The following is a 17,040-nucleotide window of genomic DNA, read 5'->3' as shown; positions in this document are numbered from 1 at the left end:
CCGCGTCCCGATGGCGCAAAGCCGCGTCGCTTACGATCGAGCCTCGTGCCCCACGACCGTAATGAGCGATCGCAGCGGATCCCACGATCGGTGGCCGCGGTCGCGGGAGTCGTGGGTCTATTCCTGTGTCTTCTGGTCCCGGTGCTCCCGGCGACGCAGACCACGGCGACGGTGCTGTGGCCGCAGGGCACCGTGGACGGGCACGTCAGCCAGATCACCGCGCCCCTGGTGTCGGGGGCCCCGCGCGCGCTGGACATCTCCATTCCCTGCCCGGACATCGCCACCCTGCCCGCCAACGGGGGTTTGGTGGTCTCGACCCTGCCGCCCGGCGGGATGGACGCCGGGAAGAACGGGCTGTTCGTGCGGGCCAACAAGGACGTGGTCGTCGTCGCGTTCCGCGACACCGTCGCGGCGGTGGCGCAGCGCTCGGCCATCGCCGCCGGGGCCTGCACCGTGCTGCACGCCTGGGCCGGCGTCGGGGCGGCCGGCGCCGAATTCGTCGGCATACCCGGCGCCTCCGGGGTCCTGCCGGCCGAGAAGAAGCCGCAGGTCGGCGGGATCTTCACCGACCTGAAGGTGCCGGCCGGGCCCGGGCTGTCGGCCCGGGTCGACGTCGACACCCGATTCATCACCGCGCCCACCGCCGTCAAGAAGATCGTGATGGTGCTGGGCGCGCTGTCCGTGCTGACGGCCGTCATCGCGCTCGCGGTGCTGGACCGCCGCAGCCGCGGCGGCGGCACGCTGCTCAACTGGCGCTCCCCCATCGCCTGGCTCTCCAGATACCGGCCCGGCACCCACCTGGCCAACTGGCGGCGCGTCGGGCTGGCGACCTGGATCGCCGACGCCGGGGTGATCGCGACCCTGTTGCTGTGGCACGTCATCGGCGCCACCACCTCGGATGACGGCTACAACCTGACCATCGCCCGCGTCGCCCCCCGCGCCGGTTACGTCGCCAACTACTACCGCTACTTCGGCACCACCGACGCCCCCTTCGACTGGTATCTCGGGGTGCTGTCCAAGCTCGCCTCGGTGAGCACGGCCGGAGTCTGGATGCGGCTACCCGCCACCCTGGCCGGGATCGGCTGCTGGATGATCATCAGCCATTGGATGCTGCGCCGGCTGGGCCCCGGCCGGGGCGGTCTGGCCGCCAACCGTGTCGCGGTCTTCACCGCGGGCGCGGTGTTCGTCGCGGCGTGGCTGCCGTTCAACAACGGGCTGCGGCCCGAACCGCTGATCGCCCTCGGGGTCCTGATCACTTGGATGCTGGTGGAACGCGCGATCGCGCTGCGGCGGCTCGCCCCGGCGGCGGTGGCCATCGTCGTGGCGCTGCTGAGCGCGACGCTGGCGCCGCAGGGATTGATCGCCGTCGCCGCCCTGCTGACCGGGGCCCGGGCCGTCGCCCAGACGATCCGGCGCCGCCGGGCAACCGACGGACTGCTGGCTCCGCTGGCGGTACTCGGGGCGTCGCTGTCGGTGATCCTCGTGGTGGTGTTCCGCAGCCAGACGCTGGCCACGGTGCTGGAGTCGGCCCGCATCAAATACAAGGTCGGGCCGACGATCGCCTGGTACCAGGACTGGCTGCGCTATTACTTCCTCACCGTCGAGTCCAACCCCGACGGGTCGATGGCGCGGCGGTTCGCGGTGCTGATCCTGCTGCTGTGCCTGTTCGGGATGCTCGTCATCCTGCTGCGCCGCGGCCACGTGCCCGGCGTGGCCAGCGGCCCGGCCTGGCGGCTGATCGGCACCACGGCGATCGGCCTGCTGCTCGTGACGTTCACCCCGACGAAGTGGGCGATTCAGTTCGGCGCCTTCGCGGGACTGGCCGGGGCGCTGGGCGCGGTCACCGCGTTCGCCTGCTCGCGGATCGGCCTGCACAACCGCCGCAACCTGACGCTGTACGTGACGGCGCTGCTGTTCGTGCTGGCCTGGGCCACCTCGGGCATCAACGGCTGGTTCTACGTCGGCAACTACGGGGTGCCGTGGTACGACATCCAACCGGTCATCGCCAGCCACCCAGTGACCTCGATGTTCCTGACGCTGTCGATCATCACCGGGCTGCTGGCCGCCTGGCAGCACTTCCGGATGGACTACGCCGGGCACACCGAGGTCAAGGACAACCGGCGCAACCGCGTCCTGGCGTCGACCCCGCTGCTGGTGGTCGCGACCATCATGGTCGTCGGCGAGGTCGCCTCGCTGACCAAGGGCGCGGTGTTCCGCTACCCGCTCTACACCACCGGCAAGGCCAACCTCGCCGCGATCAGCTCGGGGCTGTCCCCCAGCAGCTGCGCGATGGCCGACGACGTGCTGGCCGAACCCGACCCCAACGCCGGCATGTTGCCGCCGGCTCCGGGCCAGACCTTCGGCCCCGACGGTCCGCTCGGCGGCGTGAATCCGGTGGGCTTCAAACCCGAAGGCGTGGGCGAGGATCTGCAATCCGACCCGGTGGTGACCAAGCCGGGTCTGGTCAACTCCGACGCCTCCCCGAACAAGCCCAACGTCGCCTACAGCGATTCCGCGGGCACCGCCGGCGGCAAGGGCCCGGTCGGAGTCAACGGCTCCCACGCGGCGCTGCCGTTCGGGCTGGACCCGGCCCGCACCCCGGTGATGGGCAGCTACGGCGAAAACTCGCTGGCCGCCACGGCCACCTCGGCCTGGTACCAACTGCCCGCCCGTACCGCCGACCGGCCTTTGGTGGTGGTCTCCGCCGCCGGCGCGATCTGGTCCTACAAAGAGGACGGCACCTTCACCTACGGCCAATCCCTGAAGCTGCAATGGGGCGTCACCCGCCCGGACGGCACCACCCAGCCGCTGGCCGAGGTGCAACCGATCGACATCGGCCCCCAGCCGGCATGGCGCAACCTGCGCTTCCCGCTGACCTGGGCGCCGCCGGAGGCGAACGTGGCGCGCATCGTCGCCTACGACCCGAACCTGAGCTCCGACCAATGGTTCGCGTTCACACCGCCCCGGGTGCCGGTGCTGGAAACCCTGCAGCAGCTGGTCGGGTCGCAGACGCCGGTGTTGATGGACATCGCGACCGCGGCCAACTTCCCGTGCCAGCGGCCGTTCGCCGAACACCTTGGCGTTGCCGAACTTCCGGGGTACCGCATTCTTCCCGACCGCAAGCAGACGGCGGCGTCGTCGAACCTGTGGCAGTCCAGCGAGGCGGGCGGGCCGTTCCTGTTCGCCCAGGCGCTGCTGCGCACCTCGACGATCTCGACGTACCTGCGCGGCGACTGGTATCGCGACTGGGGATCCGTGGAGCAGTACTTCCGGTTGGTGCCGGCTGATCAAGCGCCGGACGCCGCGATCGAACAGGGTGTGATGACAGTGCACGGCTGGAGCCGGCAGGGACCGATTCGGGCACTGCCATGAGCGCGCCGAGGATGCGCGACGACGTGCGAATGACGCGCTGGGTGGCGACGATTGCCGGCCTGATCGGGTTCGTGCTGTCCGTCGCCACCCCGCTGCTGCCCGTCGTGCAGACCACCGCGGCGCTGAACTGGCCCCAGAACGGTCAGCTGAACAGCGTTACGGCCCCGCTGATTTCGCTGACCCCGGTCGACATGACCGCCACCGTGCCCTGCGCGCTGGTGCGCGACCTGCCGCCGGAGGGCGGGGTGATCCTGGGCACCGGGCCCAAGAAGGGCAAGGACGCCGCGCTCAACGCGTTGTTCGTCGTCGTCAACGGCAAGCGCGTCGACGTCACCGACCGCAACGTGGTGATCGCCAGCGTGTCTCGGGAGCAGGCGAGCTCTGACCAATGCCGGCGCATCGAGATCACTTCGACAAAAGCCGGCACCTTCGCCACCTTTGTCGGACTCAATGATTCGGCGGGCAGACCGATCGGCGGCGGGTTTCCCGACCCGAACCTGCGCCCACAGATCGTCGGGGTGTTCACCGACCTGAGCGGCCCGGCGCCGGCCGGGTTGAAGCTGTCGGCGACCATCGACACCCGGTTCTCCACCACCCCAACCACTTTGAAGCTGGTCGCGATGGTGGCGGCGATCGTGGCGACCATCGTTGCGCTGGTCGCGTTGTGGCGACTCGACCAGCTGGATGGACGTCGGATGCGCCGGCTCATTCCGGCGAACTGGCGCACGTTCACGCTCGCCGATGTCGCGGTGATCTTCGGGTTCGTGCTCTGGCACGTGATCGGGGCGAACTCGTCCGACGACGGCTACATCCTCGGCATGGCCCGGGTGGCCGACCGCGCCGGCTACATGTCGAACTACTTCCGCTGGTTCGGCAGCCCCGAGGACCCGTTCGGCTGGTACTACAACCTCCTGGCGCTGATGACCCACGTCAGCGACGCCAGCCTGTGGATGCGGTTGCCGGACCTGGTCGCCGGAATTGTGTGCTGGCTGTTGCTTTCCCGTGAGGTGCTGCCGCGACTGGGGCCCGCGGTGGCCGCCAGCAAGCCGGCGAACTGGGCGGCGGGCATGGTGTTGCTGACGGCGTGGATGCCGTTCGACAACGGCCTGCGTCCCGAACCGATCATCGCGCTCGGCTCGCTGGTCACCTACGTCCTGATCGAACGCTCCATGCGGTACAGCCGGCTGACTCCGGCGGCACTGGCGGTCATCACCGCCGCCTTCACGCTCGGTGTGCAGCCCACCGGCCTGATCGCGGTGGCCGCGTTGGTCGCCGGTGGCCGTCCGATCCTGCGCATCTTGGTCCGCCGTCATCGCCTGGTGGGCACGTGGCCTCTGGTGGCGCCCATGCTGGCCGCCGGCACGGTCATCCTGACCGTCGTGTTCGCCGACCAGACGCTGCGGGCGGTGTTGGAAGCCACCAGGATTCGGACCGCGATCGGGCCCAGCCAGGCGTGGTACACGGAGAACCTGCGCTACTACTATCTGATCCTGCCCACCGTCGACGGCTCGCTGTCGCGCCGGTTCGGCTTTTTCATCACCGCGCTGTGCCTGTTCACGGCCGTGTTCATCATGTTGCGGCGCAAGCGTGTTCCCGGCGTGGCCCGCGGCCCGGCGTGGCGGCTGATGGGCGTCATCTTCGGCACCATGTTCTTCCTGATGTTCACGCCCACCAAGTGGGTGCACCACTTCGGCCTGTTCGCCGCGGTGGGGGCCGCGATGGCCGCGCTGACCACCGTGCTGGTGTCGCCGGCGGTGCTGCGGTGGTCGCGGAACCGGATGGCGTTCCTGGCGGCGGTGCTGTTCCTGATGGCGCTGTGCTTCGCCACCACCAACGGCTGGTGGTACGTCTCCAGCTACGGCGTCCCGTTCAACAGCACCATGCCGAAGATCGGCGGAATCTCGGTCAGCACAATATTTTTCGCGTTGTTCGTACTCGCCGTGCTGTACGCGATCTGGTTGCATTTCGCGGCGCGCAGCCACGGGGAGGGCCGGCTGGCCCGGGCGCTGACGGCCGCGCCGGTGCCCATCGCGGCGGGATTCATGGCGCTGGTGTTCATCGCGTCGATGGTGGCCGGCATCGTGCGCCAGTACCCGACCTACTCGAACGCCTGGGACAACCTGCGCGAGTTCAGCGGGGGCTGCGGGCTGGCCGACGATGTGCTCGTCGAGCCGGACAGCAACGTCGGCTATATGGCGCCGCTGCCCGGCAACTACGGACCGTTGGGGCCGCTGGGCGGTGAGCACCCGGTGGGATTCAGCCCGAACGGGGTGCCCGAACACATTGTCGCCGAGGCGGTTCGGATCACCCCGAACCAACCCGGGACCGACTACGACTGGGACGCACCGACCAGGCTGAGCACGCCGGGCGTCAACGGTTCGACGGTGCCGCTGCCCTACGGCCTCGATCCCGATCGGGTTCCGCTGGCCGGCAGCTACACCACCGCGGCGCAACAGGAGAGCAGGCTCACCTCGGCGTGGTACCGGTTGCCCAAACCCGATGCCGGCCATCCGCTGGTCGTGGTGTCCGCCGCCGGAAAGATCGCCGGCAACAGCGTGCTGCACCACCACACCGACGGGCAGACCGTGGTGCTCGAGTACGGCCGGCCCGGGCCCGCGGGTGACGCCGGAGCCGGCATCGTGCCGGCCGGGCGGCTGGTGCCCTACGACCTGAACGGCGAGCAGCCGAAGGCCTGGCGCAACCTGCGCTTCGCCCGCTCCGACATGCCCGCGGACGCGATCGCCGTGCGGGTGGTGGCCGAGGACCTGTCCCTGACGCCGGAGGACTGGATCGCGGTGACCCCGCCGCGGGTGCCGGAGATGCGCTCGCTGCAGGAGTACGTCGGCTCGACGCAGCCGGTGCTGATGGACTGGGCGGTCGGATTGGCCTTCCCCTGCCAGCAGCCGATGCTGCACGTCAACGGCGTCACCGAGATCCCCAAATTCCGCATCACGCCGGACTACACGGCCAAGAAGATGGACACCGACACCTGGGAAGACGGCACCAACGGCGGGCTGCTGGGTATCACGGATCTGCTGCTGCGGGCCCACGTGATGTCGACGTACCTGTCCCACGATTGGGGCCGCGACTGGGGGTCGCTGCGCAAGTTCGACACCATCGCCGACGCGCATCCCGCGCAGCTCGATCTGGGCACCGCGACCCGCACCGGATGGTGGTCGCCGGGCCAGATCCGCATCAAGCCTTAACCGCGGCGCAAAAGGTTATTGTCGGCGACGTTAAATGGCGTGCCGCCGCGGTTTCTGATTGGTCGAATAGCCCACCGAATTAACGCCCGAGTAATTGTCGACCGAGGGTTTGAATCGGCCAATTGCGGGACAATACTCATTCCGTATGTGATCCAGTTCACACTACGGAAAAGGGTGGCCCCCATGGACACGCTGACACGGCTGAAAACCTGCGCCACCGCGGCCACGGTGCTGGTTTGGCCGGCCGCGACGTTCGCCATCGGCACGGCGGACGCCGAAGGCGCCGGCACCACCGTGGTTTTCGACGCCAAACTTCGGCGTTGCGATTTCAGTCTGGTGAGTTTCGCGGTGCAGCAGCCCCACCCGTCGCTGGGGACGGGTTACGCCGTCGTCCACACGGCCGGGTCGAGGGTGGTCGCGGACGTCCATTTGGTGGACGCGCCGGAGCCCGGTACCCATTTCGACGTGGGGCTGATCCAGGTGCCCCGCCCGGCCTCCGCCACGTGCGGGCCCGGCGATCCCGGGACCGCCTTCACCGGCCTGGACACCGACGGCGCGGGCAGTGGGAACGCGACCGTACAAGACAGCGTTCGGCCCGGCACGACCGGCGTTTGGGTGATCATCGAACAACCCAACCCCCACTCGCAGAGCCCGGCGGAGTTCTACACCTCCGAGTTCGTCGTGCCGGTGAGGGCGTAGGTCGGATGAGGGGCGACGGTGTCGGCATCACAACGGGACACGCGGCAGCAGCGAATCGCGGCCGATGACGCCACCGGCGACCTGTCCGCGCTCCGCGGCTCCGCGCTGCCTGCCGAAGCTGTCCCCGAGGAAATCGACACGAAGGCGGCGGTGGCCGAGGCGGCGCTGGAGCGCGGCTCGGCCATGCTCGTGGTCAAGCGGGGTCCCAATGTCGGTTCGACGTTCGTCCTGAACCGGCCCCTGATGACCGCCGGACGCCACCCGGCCAGCGACATCTATCTCGACGACATCACGGTCAGCCGTCGGCATGCCGAAATCCGCAACGAGAACGGCGAATTCCTCCTCGTCGACCTCGGCAGCCTCAACGGCACCTATCGCAACCGTGAACCCGTCGACTCTGCGGTGCTGGCCGACGGCGACGTGCTGCAGGTCGGCAATTTCCGGCTCGTTTTCCTCACCGCCCCGACGCCGTGATCCGACGATGTACACCTCCGAATTCCGGCCCGGCCAAACGATTTTCGCCCAGGGCGATCCGGGCGACCGGCTCTATGTGATCGTCGAAGGCATGGTGAAGATCAGCCTCCGTGGCCCCGCGGGCCGCACCAGCGTGCAGGCGATCCTCGGGCCCACAGACATCTTCGGCGAGCTGGCCGTATTCGACCCCGCCCCGCGCGCGTGCACCGCCACGGCGCTCACGGACGTGCGGGCGCAGTGGCTGGACCGCGCGGCCCTGCGCGCGACGGTGGCGCGGCGGCCGGCGCTGGCCGAAGAGCTGTTGCGGGCGCTGACCCAGCGGCTGCAGGCCGCCGAACGGCAACTCGTCGAACTGGTCTCCAGCGATGTCGCCGCCCGCGTGGCCCGCCAGCTGTTGACGCTGGCCAGGCGGTTCGGCACCCGCGAGGGGGTCGCGCTGCGCCTGGCCCACGAACTCAGCCAGGACGAGCTGGCCCAGCTCGTCGGCGCCGACCGGGTATCGGTGAACAAGGCGCTGCGCAGTTTCACGACACGCGGCTGGATCTCGTTGAAAGGCAAGACCGTTCTGATCCTCAACCCCGACGCGCTGGGCCGCCGCGCCGGGGCCGTCGACTGCGCGCTACCGCGTGACGATCGGCTCGGCGCGTAGCGTCTCCCCCATGAGCGACTACGCCGTAGAGGCGGTGGACAGGCTGCCGTTCTCCACCGAGGAAAAATCGCAGCGCTACGCGACGGAGAACTACCGCGGCGCCGTCGGTCTCAATTGGTACAGCACCGATCCCACGCTGCAGTTCACCATGGCGTACTACCTGCAGCCCGACGAGCTGCAGTTGGCCGAGCGCCATCTGACGCGCATCGGCGAGCTGATGGGCGGCCCGGTGGCGCGGTGGGCCGAGGAGACCGACCGCAACCCGCCGCGGCTGGAGCGCTACGACCGGTGGGGTCACGACGTCAGCCAGGTGGTCATGCCGACGTCGTTCACGCAGTCCAAGCGGGCCGTCCTGGACGCCCAGCGGGCGCTGCGGACCGAGGCGCGCGAGGCGAAGATGAGCTCGTCCCTGACGCTGTTCGCGTCGAATTATCTGCTCAATCAAGCCGATATCGGCATGGGGTGCGCGTTGGGCACCGGCGGCGGCATGGTGCAGTCGCTGGTGGCGGCCTACGCGCCGCCCGACGTGGCCGAACACGTGCTGGCCAAATTCGCCTCCGGCGAGTGGGCCGGGGAGACGGCGCAGCTGCTCACCGAGCGCACCGGCGGCTCCGACCTGGGCGCGCTGGAGACCACCGCCACACGCCACGGCGACTCGTGGCTGCTCAACGGGTTCAAGTGGTTTGCGTCCAACTGCGCCGGGGAGGCGTTCGTCGTCCTGGCCAAACCCGAAGGCGCGCCGGACTCTTCGCGGGGCGTCGCCAATTTCCTGGTGCTGCGCACCCGCCGCGACGGCTCCCGCAACGGCGTGCGGGTCCGGCGCCTGAAGGACAAACTCGGCACCCGTTCGGTGGCCTCGGGCGAGGTCGAGTTCGTCGACGCCGAGGCGTTCCTGCTGTCCGGCGAACCCAACCCCGAATCCGGCCCCTCCGACGGCAAGGGGCTGGGCCGCATGATGGAGCTGACCAACGCCGCGCGGCTGGGCATCGCGTTGTTCGGGCTCGGCAACGCCCGCCGGGCCCTGGTCGAGTCGCTGTGCTACGCGCGGCAGCGGCGGGCCTTCGGCGGGGCGCTGATCGACAAGCCGTTGATGCGGCGCAAGCTCGCGGAGCTGATCGTCGATGTCGAAGCCGCCCAGGCGCTGGTGTTCGACGGCACCGGCGCCACCAACCATCGCCAGCCGCGCAGCCTGCGGCAGCGCATCGCCGTGCCGGTCACCAAGCTGAAGGTGTGCCGGCTGGGGATCACCGCGGCGTCGGACGCCATCGAGATCCACGGCGGCAACGGCTATATCGAGACCTGGCCGGTGGCAAGGCTTTTGCGCGACGCGCAGGTCAACACCATCTGGGAGGGCCCGGACAACATCCTGTGCCTGGACGTGCGCCGCGGGATCGAGCAGACCCGCGCGCACGAGACGCTGCTGGCGCGGCTACGCGATGCCGTGTCCGTCGCCGACGACGACGAAGCCACCCGGTTGGTCGCCGGCCGGATCGAGGACCTCGACGCGGCGATCACCGCGTGGTCCAAACTCGACAGCGAGCTGGCCGAGGCGCGGCTGTTCGGGCTGGCCCAGTTCATGGGCGACGTCTACGGGGGCGCGTTGCTCGTCGAGCAGGCCGCCTGGGAGCGCGCCACCCGCGGCGGCGGGCGCAAGGCGCTGGTCGCGCGGCTCTACGCGCAGCGGTATCTCGCCGATCGCGGGGCGCTGCGCGGGATCGACGCCGACTCCGACGAGGCGCTGGAGCGCTTCGACGAACTCGTCGACGGCGCGCTGCGGCTCGAGGACTAGATCGGGATGAGCCCGTGCTTGCGTGCGGTGCGGAACCACAGTTGCTTGTCCCGCAGCAGCTTCATCGACTTGCGCAGCAGCAGCCGCGTCTGGTGCGGGTCGATGACCGCGTCGATGAAGCCGCGTTCGGCCGCGGTCCACGGGATCGCCATGTTGAGGTTGTAGCCCTCGATGAAGTCCTTCTTGATCTGCTGCGCCTCGGGGGTGGTCGGGTCGGGGAAGCGCTTCATCAGCAGCTGCGCGGCCCCCTCGGCGCCGATCACCGCGATGCGCGCGGTGGGCCAGGCGAAGTTGAAGTCGGCGGTCAGCTGTCTCGAGCCCATCACGGCGTAGGCGCCGCCGTAGGACTTGCGGACGGTGATCGTCACCTTGGGCACGTCGGCCTCCACCACGGAGTAGAGGAACCGCCCGCCGCGCTTGATGATGCCCCGCTTCTCCTCCTCGGCACCCGGCAGGAATCCGGGCGTGTCCACCACGAAAACCAGCGGGATGTTGAACGCGTCGCAGAACCGGATGAACCGCGCGGCCTTGTCGGAGGCCTCGTTGTCGATCGACCCGGACATGTACATGGGCTGGTTGGCGATCACGCCCACGGGGTGGCCGTCGACCCGGGCGTAGCCGGTGATGATGGCCGGCCCGTGCTGCGCGGCGACGTCGAGGAAGTCGCCGTCATCGAAGATCCGCAGCAGGATCTCGTGCATGTCGTAGGCCATGTTGTCCGAGTCGGGCACGATCGAGTCGAGCTCCAGGTCGGTCGGGGTGATCTCCGGCTCCAGGCCGGGGTTGACCACCGGCGGCTTGCCGAAGGTGCTCGACGGCAGGAACGACAGGAAGTCGCGCACGTATGCGAACGCCTCGGCCTCGGAGTTCACCACCTGGTGGATGTTGCCGTAGCGGGCCTGCGCGTCGGAGCCACCGAGCTCGTCGAGGGTGACCTCCTCGCCGGTGACCTCGCGGATCACGTCGGGGCCGGTGACGAAGAAGTAGCCCTGGTCGCGCACCGAGACGAGCAGATCGTCCTGGATCGGCGAATACACCGCTCCCCCAGCGCATTTGCCGAAGATCAGGGAGATCTGCGGCACCAGGCCGGACAGCGCCTCGTGCCGGCGACCCAGCTCGGCGTACCACGCCAGCGAGGTGACCGCGTCCTGGATCCGGGCGCCACCGGAGTCCTGGATGCCGATGATCGGGCACCCGATCATCGCGCACCACTCCATCAGCCGCGCGACCTTGCGGCCGAACATCTCGCCGACGGTGCCCTGGAAGACCGTCTGGTCATGGGAGAACACCCCGACCGGCCGGCCGTCGATCATGGCGTGCCCGGTGACGCACCCGTCGCCGTAGAGCGCGTTCGGGTCGTTCGGCGTCTTGGCCAGCGCACCGGTCTCCAGGAAGGTGCCCGGGTCGACCAGCGCGTGCACGCGGGCGCGGGCGCTGGGGATGCCCTTCTTGTCGCGCTTGGCGACGGCCTTCTCGCCGCCGGGCTCTTGCGCCAGTTCCAGGCGGCGATGGAGCTCGGCCAGCTTCTCGGCTGTGGTGTGCTGGATGGGAGCCGGCGCCATCTCCGTCACTACTTGCCTACCTCACTTGTCTGGGTGGTTTCCGCGTCCACCTTATTCAGCACCTCGGCCAGGTGCGCGCCCACCTTGCCGATGATCGGCTCGTCGATGGCCTGGATGTGCTCGCCGCCGATCGGAACCACCTCCAGGTCCGCGACGAACTCGCCCCAGCCGCCGTCGGGCTGACGGATCGCATAGCGCGGCTCGAACTCGATGACGTCATCGTGGTAGCGGTCGGCCATGTAGAGGGTCACGTGGCCGTCGTACGGCTCGATCACGACGGTCTCGAGCGCCCGGTTGTCCAGGTACGACGTCCGCTGGTGCTCGACGATGCCGCCCGGGATCTGCACGCCGCTCTGCTGCACGATGTCCAAGACGAACTTGACCTGCCCCTCGTCGTCGAGCTCTTCGAGCTGCTCGTAGGGAATCGCGGGGATCTCGACGTTGAAGGTGCGCTCGGCGAACTTCGCGTAACGGTCCCAGCGCTTGCGGGTTTCCTCCTTGGTCTGCGGGATCTCCTCGCCGGGGCGCACGGTGTCGATCATCCCGACGAACCGCACGTCGGCGCCCGCCCGCTTCAACCCGATCGCGCACGCATACGCCAGGGCACCGCCGAGCGACCACCCGGCCAGGATGAACGGCTTGCCGTCGTTCATTTCCAGCAGCTTCGGCACGTACTGCGCGGCCCGCTCCTGGATGGTGCCCTCCACCCGCTCCAACCCGTACATCGGGGTGTTCGCGGGCAGCCGGTTGAGCAGCGGCTCGTAGACCACGGTCGACCCGCCGGCCGGGTGGAACACGAACACCGGTACCTGCGAGTCGTTCTCGGGCGCCCGGATGGTGCGGACGAAGCCGTCGATCTGCCCGGCCTCAAGGTACTGGCGCACTTTTTCGGCCAGCGCCTCGATGGTCTCCGATGTCAGCACGTCCTCGGCGGTGATGGTGCCCTCGGCGCGCTCGGAGAGTCGTTGCGCCATCTTGGCCGCGGTGTCCTCGTCGAGCTTGGGCAGCGGGTTGAAGATGCCGCCCGGCGACTTGCCCGTCACGATCGCCCAGGTGGCGAAGGTGACCCGCTCGGCGGCATCACGCGGCGGCACATCGGAATTCAGCGCCTTGGCCACCGCCTCCTGGCTGAGCGCTCCCGCCAGGTTCGGCTGGCCACCGTTGGTCGCCGCGGCCGGGCCGGACGGATCCGTCGGCGGCGGCGGAACCGGCGCATCCGGGGACGACGCTGGCGCCGGCTGGGTCTCGGGCTCGGCCTGCGGGTCGGGCGCGGGCGCGGCGGCCGATGTCGGGGTCGCCCCGCTGAGCAGCTGTGCCTGCTCCCGGGCGATCTCCTCGGGCGTCTGCGTCTTCTGGTGCTCGGCCAGCTGCTCGACCTCGTCGCGGTGCTCGATCGCGTATTCGATCAGCTTCTCGACGGCGTAGAGGTTGGCGTCGCGCACCGCGGTCAGCTGGATCGGCGGCAGGTCGAAGTCGTATTCGACGCGGTTCTTGATCCGCACCGCCATCAGCGAGTCGAGGCCGAGCTCGATCAGCGGCACCTCCCACGGCAGGTCCTCGGGCTCGTAGCCCATGGCCGCCGAGACGATCAGGCCCAGCCGCTCGCCGATGGTCTCACCGGAGTCCGGCGACCACCGGCCCACGGTGGACGGCAGGTAGCGGTTGGTCAGGCTGTCCGACAGCGTTTCGGCATCGGTCTCCTCGGCCTCGGGAGCCGCCGGCTCGGGCGCGCCAATCGTGCTGGGGGCGGCCGCAATTGCCGCACCGGCGCCCACCGCGGTCGGCAACGCGGCCACGCTCTGGCCGGCCCGCGACACCAGCGCGTCGTAGACCAGGGTGAAGGACTCGTCGATGCGGGCGTGCACCTGAACCGAGGCGCCACCCGGATGTCGGGTCATCGTCGTCACCAGCCGGGCGCCCGCGCCGGGCACCGCGCGCTGCTCGGAGGCCACCAGCTGGGCGTCCGAAAGGACTTGTGTCGCGGCCGATCTCACCAACGCGGCCAGGTCCGTCTCACCGTTGCGCGGCGCGTACTCCCAGACGTGCCGGCCGTCCGGCAGCGCGACATGGGTCCCCGGCATGATCACCGAGCCGTCGCCGGAGAAGTGCACGTCCAGCCAGTGCTCTTTGCGCTTGAACCGGGTCGGCGGGATGTTCGCGTAATCCTCGGGCCCTTGCGCCCTCGTGAACAGCGTCCGGATGTCCAGGTCGTGGCCGTGCACGTAGAGCTGGGCCATGGCCGAGGTCATCGACTCGACGTCGTCCTGCTTTTTGGCCAGCGTCGGAATCAGTTGGGCGTCATGCAAACCCGCGGCCGCGGTGGTCAAGCCGATCTGCATCAGCGCCACCGGGTTGGGCGCCAGTTCGAGGAACGTGGTGTGGCCGCTGTCGACGGCGTTGCGGACGCCGTGCGTGAAGTACACCGAATGCCGCATTCCCTTGACCCAGTACGCGACGTCGTGGATCGGCTCGCCGCCGGGCTTGATGTAGCTGCCCTCGTGCACCGTCGAGAAGATCCCGACGGTGGGGCTCATCGGCTTGATGCCCTGCAGTTCCGCCGAGAACTCGCCAAGCAGCGGATCCATCTGCGAGGTGTGGCCGGCGCCCTTGGTCTGCAGCTTGCGGGCGAAGCGGCCCTCGGCCTCACAGCGGGCGACGATCGCGTCGATCTGCTCGGGCGGACCACCGATCACGGTCTGACTGGGTGCGGCGTAGACGCACACCTCCAGGCCGGGGAAGTCGCCGAAGACCGTCTTCAGCTCGTCGGCGGAGTACTCCACCAACGCCATCAGGCGGATGTATTCGCCGAACAGCATGGCCTCGCCCTCGCCCATCAGGTGCGAGCGCGAGGCGATCACCCGGGCGGCGTCCCGCAGCGACAGCCCGCCGGAGAAGTAGGCCGACGCGGGCTCACCGAGCGACTGACCCACCACCGCAGCGGGTTTCGCTCCGTGATGCTTGAGCAGCTCGCCCAGCGCGATCTGGATGGCGAAGATGACGACGTTGGAAGTCTCGATGCCGTATTCGTGCGAGTCGTCGAGGATCAGCTCGAGCACCGAGTAGCCGCGCTCGTCCTGGATCAGCGCGTCGACCTTCTCGATCCACTCGGCGAAGACCTCGTTGCGCAGGTAGAGGTTCTTGCCCATCTTGCGGTGCTGCGCACCGAAACCGGCCATCGCCCAGACCGGGCCGCTGGTCACCGGGCCGTCGACGCTGAACACGTTCGGCCGCTGCTTGCCCTCGGCGACCGCCCGCAGGCCCTTGACGGCCTCTTCGTGATCGTGGGCCAGCACCACCGCGCGCGAGCGGCCGTTGTTGCGCCGCGACAGCGCCCGGCCGATCGATTCCAGCGACGACGCCTGCCCCTCCGGGCTTTCCATCCAGTCCGCGAGCTCGGCGGCCGCGGCCTTCTTGCGCGAGGTCAAAAAGCCCGAGACCGCGAGCGGGATCAGCGGCTTGGTCGGCTCCGACTCCTCTTGCGCGGCAAGCTCTTCCAGCGCGATCGCCTTGAGGCGCAGGGCCTCTTCGGTCACGCCGGGCAGCTCGTATTCTTCGTCTTCGTCGGGCGCATCGGCGTCGGGGATGATGTTGCCGAAGTCGTCGAACCGCAGCGAGTGGGCTTCGAGCGTGGGGGCCTCGGCCGCTTCGGCGGCTTTGGCGGCTTCGGCCTGCGGGGCTGGCTCGGGCTCGCGCTCCACCACGTCGCGCGGCAAGACCTCGCGCACGACCAGGTGCGCGTTGGCCCCACCGAAGCCGAAGCTGGACACCCCGGCCAGCGCGTAACCGCCGTAGCGCGGCCAATCCGTCGCGCTGTCAACGAATTTCAAGCGCATGCCGTCGAAGTCGATGTAGGGGCTGGGCCCGGCGAAGTTGATCGACGGCGGCAGCTTGTCGTGCTGCAGCGCCAGCACCACCTTGGCCAGGCTGGCCGCGCCGGCGGCCGACTCCAGGTGTCCCACATTGGTTTTCACCGCGCCCAGCAGCGCCGGACGGTCGGCGGGACGGCCGCGCCCGACGATGCGGCCCAGCGCCTCGGCCTCGATCGGGTCACCCAGGACGGTGCCGGTGCCGTGCGCCTCGATGTAGTCGACGGTGCGCGGATCGATGCCGGCGTCCTTGTAGGCCCGGCGCAGCACCTCGGCCTGGGCGTCCTGGTTGGGCGCGATCAGGCCGTTGGACCGGCCGTCGTGGTTGACCGCGCTGCCGGCGATCACGGCCAGGATCTGGTCGCCGTCGCGGCGGGCGTCGTCGACCCGCTTGAGCACGAACATGCCGCCGCCCTCGGAGCGGGTGTAGCCGTCGGCGTCCGACGAGAAGGACTTGATCCGGCCGTCGGGCGAAAGCACCTGACCGATCTCGTCGAAACCGAGCGTCACCAACGGCGTCAGCAGCGCGTTGACCCCACCGGCGACCGCGACGTCGCACTCGCCGTTGCGCAGCGCCTGCACCGCCTGGTGCGTCGCCACCAGCGAGCTCGAGCAGGCGGTGTCCAGCGCGACCGACGGGCCGCGGAAGTCGTAGAAGTAGGACACCCGGTTGGCGATGATCGAGCTGGCGGTGCCGGTGATCGCGTACGGGTGCGCGACGGTCGGGTCGGAGACCGCCAGGAATTGGTAGTCGTTGTTGGAGAAGCCGACGTAGACGCCGACGGCCTCGCCGCGCAGGGTCGACGCAGGGATGCGGGCGTGCTCGAGCGCCTCCCAGGTCAGCTCCAGCGCCATCCGCTGCTGCGGGTCGATGTTGTCGGCCTCGGTCTTGGCGACCGCGAAGAACTCGGAGTCGAAGCCCTTGACGTCCTTCAGGTAGCCGCCGCGGGTGCGAGCCGTCGCGACCCGCGCGGCGATGCGCGGCTCCTCGAGGAATTCCGACCAGCGGCCCTCGGGCAGATCGGTGATGGCGTCGCGGCTCTCCATCAGCGCTTGCCAGGTTTCGTCGGGGCTGTTCATGTCGCCGGGCAGCCGGGTGGACAGTCCCACGATCGCGATGTCGACGCGCTCGGCCGGACCGGTGCGGGTCCAGTCCGCGCCGGCCAGGTCGTCATCGGGCATCTCGGGCTCGCCCTCGATGATGCGGGTGGCCAGCGACTCGATCGTCGGGTGCTGGAAGGCCACCGCGACCGACAGCGTGACCCCGGTCATGTCCTCGATGTCGGCGGCCATCGCCACCGCGTCGCGCGAGGACAGGCCCAGCTCGACCATCGGCACCGACTCGTCGATGTCGTCCGGTGACCGTCCGACCGCCCTGCCCACCCAGTTGCGCAGCCACTGGCGCATCTCGGGAACGGTCATC

Annotated in this window: 8 protein-coding genes; 6 read left to right on the top strand and 2 right to left on the bottom strand. The window is 69.5% G+C overall.

All coding sequences use genetic code 11. The features are described 5' to 3' along the window. Positions 1 to 45: 45 nt before the first annotated feature. From AC0KS4_RS26065 to AC0KS4_RS26040, 6 genes are all read left to right on the top strand, one after another. The gene (locus tag AC0KS4_RS26065) at positions 46 to 3,372 is read left to right on the top strand and encodes an arabinosyltransferase domain-containing protein (protein WP_238955552.1); all 3,327 of its coding nucleotides are present in this window, start codon (positions 46 to 48) and stop codon (positions 3,370 to 3,372) included. Continuing rightward, the gene (locus AC0KS4_RS26060; RefSeq protein WP_238955551.1) at positions 3,369 to 6,578 is read left to right on the top strand and encodes an arabinosyltransferase domain-containing protein; all 3,210 of its coding nucleotides are present in this window, start codon (positions 3,369 to 3,371) and stop codon (positions 6,576 to 6,578) included. The genes AC0KS4_RS26065 and AC0KS4_RS26060 overlap by 4 nt, the downstream gene beginning before the upstream one ends. Positions 6,579 to 6,761: 183 nt before the next feature. Then, a complete protein-coding gene (locus tag AC0KS4_RS26055; RefSeq protein ID WP_238955550.1) occupies positions 6,762 to 7,277 on the top strand; it encodes a hypothetical protein in 516 nt (171 codons plus the stop codon). An 18-nt stretch (positions 7,278 to 7,295) separates the two neighbouring features. Further along, on the top strand, positions 7,296 to 7,751 hold the full coding sequence (locus tag AC0KS4_RS26050) for an FHA domain-containing protein (protein ID WP_308193049.1): 456 nt from the start codon (positions 7,296 to 7,298) through the stop codon (positions 7,749 to 7,751). 7 nt (positions 7,752 to 7,758) lie between these two features. After that, positions 7,759 to 8,400, top strand: coding sequence for a Crp/Fnr family transcriptional regulator (locus tag AC0KS4_RS26045; RefSeq protein ID WP_238955549.1), 642 nt, complete (start codon positions 7,759 to 7,761; stop codon positions 8,398 to 8,400). Between the two features lie 10 nt (positions 8,401 to 8,410). Next, a complete protein-coding gene (locus AC0KS4_RS26040) occupies positions 8,411 to 10,189 on the top strand; it encodes an acyl-CoA dehydrogenase family protein (RefSeq protein WP_238955548.1) in 1,779 nt (592 codons plus the stop codon). Here the strand turns inward: AC0KS4_RS26040 and AC0KS4_RS26035 are convergent. Continuing rightward, complete coding sequence (locus AC0KS4_RS26035; protein ID WP_225329208.1) at positions 10,186 to 11,751, bottom strand: acyl-CoA carboxylase subunit beta; 1,566 nt, start codon at positions 11,749 to 11,751, stop codon at positions 10,186 to 10,188. The genes AC0KS4_RS26040 and AC0KS4_RS26035 overlap by 4 nt on opposite strands. A gap of 8 nt (positions 11,752 to 11,759) precedes the next feature. Then, entirely contained in the window at positions 11,760 to 17,039 is a 5,280-nt protein-coding gene (gene pks13 / locus AC0KS4_RS26030; protein WP_238957249.1) for a polyketide synthase Pks13, read from the bottom strand. Position 17,040 lies beyond the last annotated feature (1 nt).

It is taken from the genome of Mycobacterium sp. NTMscope_MAC_12, assembly GCF_976985675.1.
The sequence above is the reverse complement of the archived record's forward strand: the minus strand, read 5'-3'. Positions and strand labels throughout refer to the sequence as shown.

What these genes read in the sequence shown, in the direction of transcription:
- AC0KS4_RS26060 (WP_238955551.1), top strand. Translation starts at nt 3,369, where the DNA reads ATGAGCGCGCCGAGGATGCGCGACGACGTGCGAATGACGCGCTGGGTG.
- AC0KS4_RS26055 (WP_238955550.1), top strand. Translation starts at nt 6,762, where the DNA reads ATGGACACGCTGACACGGCTGAAAACCTGCGCCACCGCGGCCACGGTG.
- AC0KS4_RS26045 (WP_238955549.1), top strand. Translation starts at nt 7,759, where the DNA reads ATGTACACCTCCGAATTCCGGCCCGGCCAAACGATTTTCGCCCAGGGC.
- AC0KS4_RS26040 (WP_238955548.1), top strand. Translation starts at nt 8,411, where the DNA reads ATGAGCGACTACGCCGTAGAGGCGGTGGACAGGCTGCCGTTCTCCACC.
- AC0KS4_RS26035 (WP_225329208.1), bottom strand. Translation starts at nt 11,751, where the DNA reads ATGGCGCCGGCTCCCATCCAGCACACCACAGCCGAGAAGCTGGCCGAG.
- pks13 (WP_238957249.1), bottom strand. Translation starts at nt 17,039, where the DNA reads ATGACCGTTCCCGAGATGCGCCAGTGGCTGCGCAACTGGGTGGGCAGG.